Origin of the sequence: Pseudomonas sp. IT-P2 (assembly GCF_949767575.1) — a bacterium.
Classification (GTDB): Bacteria; Pseudomonadota; Gammaproteobacteria; order Pseudomonadales; family Pseudomonadaceae; genus Aquipseudomonas; species Aquipseudomonas pharyngis.
Genome location: NZ_CATKQA010000020.1, coordinates 1 through 2887 on the forward strand (window position 1 = coordinate 1; position 2887 = coordinate 2887).

Annotated in this window: 4 protein-coding genes and 3 tRNA genes; all 7 read left to right on the plus strand. The window is 52.7% G+C overall.

The window, feature by feature from the left end:
• Positions 1-73: 73 nt before the first annotated feature.
• Positions 74-1027, plus strand: a complete 954-nt coding sequence (birA, locus tag ACM6JM_RS12640) for a bifunctional biotin--[acetyl-CoA-carboxylase] ligase/biotin operon repressor BirA (RefSeq protein WP_074692372.1) — start codon at positions 74-76, stop codon at positions 1025-1027.
• Positions 1017-1766 (plus strand): pantothenate kinase, encoded by a 750-nt coding sequence (locus ACM6JM_RS12645; protein ID WP_039773325.1) that lies wholly within the window; start codon positions 1017-1019, stop codon positions 1764-1766. Before birA ends, ACM6JM_RS12645 begins: the two co-directional genes overlap by 11 nt.
• Positions 1767-1773: 7 nt before the next feature.
• The gene (locus tag ACM6JM_RS12650; protein WP_074692370.1) at positions 1774-2214 is read left to right on the plus strand and encodes a hypothetical protein; all 441 of its coding nucleotides are present in this window, start codon (positions 1774-1776) and stop codon (positions 2212-2214) included.
• 143 nt (positions 2215-2357) lie between these two features.
• A tRNA-Tyr gene (locus tag ACM6JM_RS12655) sits at positions 2358-2442 on the plus strand.
• Between the two features lie 25 nt (positions 2443-2467).
• Positions 2468-2541 (plus strand) — tRNA-Gly (locus ACM6JM_RS12660).
• Between the two features lie 26 nt (positions 2542-2567).
• A tRNA-Thr gene (locus tag ACM6JM_RS12665) sits at positions 2568-2643 on the plus strand.
• 85 nt (positions 2644-2728) lie between these two features.
• The coding region (locus ACM6JM_RS12670; RefSeq protein ID WP_238556644.1) for a GTP-binding protein at positions 2729-2887 on the plus strand (159 nt) is incomplete at its 3' end.

Below are 2887 nucleotides of genomic sequence, written 5' to 3' on the forward strand. Positions count from 1 at the left end.
TGGATCGTTTGAATTCTATGCAGCGGCCTGGTGCATGGCTATTATTCGGGCCTCATTTTGAGGCGAGATCAGCATGCTGACGTTGTTGAACCTTCTGAAGGATGGTCGATTCCATTCCGGTCAGGCCTTGGGTGTTGCCCTGGGAATTAGTCGAAGTGCGGTGTGGAAGCAGCTTCAGCATCTGGAAGCAGAGCTTGGGTTATCCATACATAAAGTTCGAGGGCGGGGCTATCAATTGGCCTCGCCGCTGACGCTGCTTGACTCGCGCGAAATAGAGGAAAGTATTGCTGACTGGTCTGTCAGTGTCTTTGATTCCATCGACTCAACTAATGCGGAATCGCTGCGCGCGATAGATCGAGGACGGGTGGCGCCCTTTCTTATACTGGCTGAACGGCAGAGTTCCGGGCGAGGGCGCAGGGGGCGTAAATGGGTGAGTCCATTTGCCGAAAACCTTTATTACAGTCTCGTGTTGCGCATCGATGGTGGGATGCGTCAGCTCGAGGGGCTAAGTCTTGTTGTCGGTTTGGCGGTCAGGCAGGCCTTGCATGTGCTAGGGGTGCCAAGTGCAGGGCTGAAGTGGCCCAATGATGTATTGGTCGGACGAAAAAAAATCGCCGGGATCCTGCTAGAGCTGGTTGGTGATCCAGCAGACGTTTGCCATGTAGTGTTGGGCATAGGCATCAATGTCAACATGCAGGCTACGGACGAAGTCGATCAGCAATGGACTTCAATGCGCCTAGAGTCGGGCAAGTCTTGTGATCGCAATGCTCTGGCGGTTGAGCTGAGTAAGCAGTTGCAACTCTATCTGCAGCGTCACCAATCGGGCGGCTTTTCTGCGCTTCAGGCGGAGTGGGAGGCGAGCCATTTGTGGCAAGGGCGGCCGGTTTCTCTCACTGCCGGTGTCAATAAGGTAGATGGTGTGGTGCTGGGAATCGATAATCAAGGCGCGCTGCGGCTAAAGGTGGATGGTGTGGAAAAGGTCTTTAGTGGTGGTGAGCTCAGCTTGAGGTTGCGTGATGATTCTTGAGCTCGATTGTGGAAACAGTTTTATTAAGTGGCGGGTACTGAATGCCGAGCTGAGAGTCTTGGTCGCGGAAGGTGTGGTCGATTCTGATGGGGCATTGGTTGAGGGGCTTCGATCGCTTGAGAAAATATCTCTCGATAAATGTCGCCTTGTCAGTGTAAGAACTGAAGATGAAACTAATTTGCTGATTGGCTTGCTCAGGCGTGAATTCGGCATTTCCGTCGTCTGTGCGGCGCCTGCTCGCGAGATGTCCGGTGTAAAGAATGGTTACGACGATTATGAGCGTCTTGGCCTCGATCGCTGGCTGGCGATGCTTGGTGGTTTTCACTTGGCTAAAGGGGCTTGTCTTGTTCTAGATTTCGGGACAGCGGTGACTGCCGATTTCATCTCGGCGGACGGTGATCATCTGGGGGGCTTCATTTGCCCTGGCATGCCGCTAATGCGTAATCAGCTACGTACTCATACTCGAAAAATCCGCTATGGGGATCTCGCGGCGGAGCGAGCGTTGACCAGTCAGGCTCCTGGGCGCAACACGGCTGAGGCTGTAGAGCGTGGCTGTTCGTTGATGCTCAGAGGGTTCGTATTGACGCAGCTGGAGATGGCGCATTCCTACTGGGGTGATGACTACAGTGTCTTCATTACGGGGGGTGATGCCGAACTGGTCTCGGATGTTGCGCCTGGCGCTCGGGTTGTTTCCGATTTGGTGTTCGTGGGTTTGGCTATGGCGTGTCCTTTGTCCTGAGGTTTGTATGCGTTGGTTGTTCCTTCTGCTTCTGGTACTCAATGTTTTTTATTACGTCTGGCATCAGCAGGAGGCCCCGCTACGCGCAAAGGATGTCACGCCGCTCAGTCTTTATCGTGGCTCGCAACAGGATATTCGCTTGCTGAGTGAGGCTGGTGGTGATGCTCCCCGTGAAAAAAGGACTGGTGGAAAGTCTGATGAGCAGTGTCTTTACGTAGGTGGTTTGGCGCGTCCCGAGTCCGCTCGGGCGTTAGAGCAGCGTTTGACGGAGCTTGGAGCAAAAGCTCTTCCTTCGTCAAAAGAGTCTTCCGGCGGCTCATATTGGTTCCAGCTTGCGCCCGAAACCCAGCGTTTACTGGGTGATGCTCAGCTACGAAACCTTTCCAAGGAATTCAATGGGTTAAAACATAAAATAATGCCGTGCGAGGGGGTTGCACCTACTGAATAGTTTGCATAGAATGGCGCCCGCTCCACAGCGAAGACCTGAAAAGGTTGATGTGATAGAGTGATGTCAACGCAGCTAACCTCAGGTTTTTAAATGAGAAAATGCTTGACAGAGGGTTGGCATAGTATAGAATGCCGGCCTGATTAGGAGGGGTTCCCGAGCGGCCAAAGGGATCAGACTGTAAATCTGACGTCTACGACTTCGAAGGTTCGAATCCTTCTCCCTCCACCAGATTTTAGCGTGAGCTGCAGGCTCCGCGGGTATAGTTTAGTGGTAGAACCTCAGCCTTCCAAGCTGATGATGCGGGTTCGATTCCCGCTACCCGCTCCAAGTTTGCAGGTTGTGCAAAGTGTTACGCTCTTGTAGCTCAGTTGGTAGAGCACACCCTTGGTAAGGGTGAGGTCAGCGGTTCAAATCCGCTCAAGAGCTCCATATAACAAGGCAGATATGAAAATATCTGCCTTTGTTTTAATGGCTTAAGTTGTTTGCTCAATTTCTTCTGTTAGGGGTGATATCGATGGCTAAGGAAAAATTTGATCGTTCCCTGCCGCACGTCAACGTTGGCACCATCGGTCACGTAGACCACGGTAAAACCACGTTGACCGCTGCTCTGACTCGCGTCTGCTCCGAAGTTTTCGGTTCGGCCGTAGTTGAGTTCGACAAGATCGACAGCGCG

Excerpts from the sequence above, each read along its gene's own strand:
- ACM6JM_RS12650 (WP_074692370.1), top strand. The coding sequence starts at position 1,774 with ATGCGTTGGTTGTTCCTTCTGCTTCTGGTACTCAATGTTTTTTATTAC.
- birA (WP_074692372.1), top strand. The coding sequence starts at position 74 with ATGCTGACGTTGTTGAACCTTCTGAAGGATGGTCGATTCCATTCCGGT.
- ACM6JM_RS12645 (WP_039773325.1), top strand. The coding sequence starts at position 1,017 with ATGATTCTTGAGCTCGATTGTGGAAACAGTTTTATTAAGTGGCGGGTA.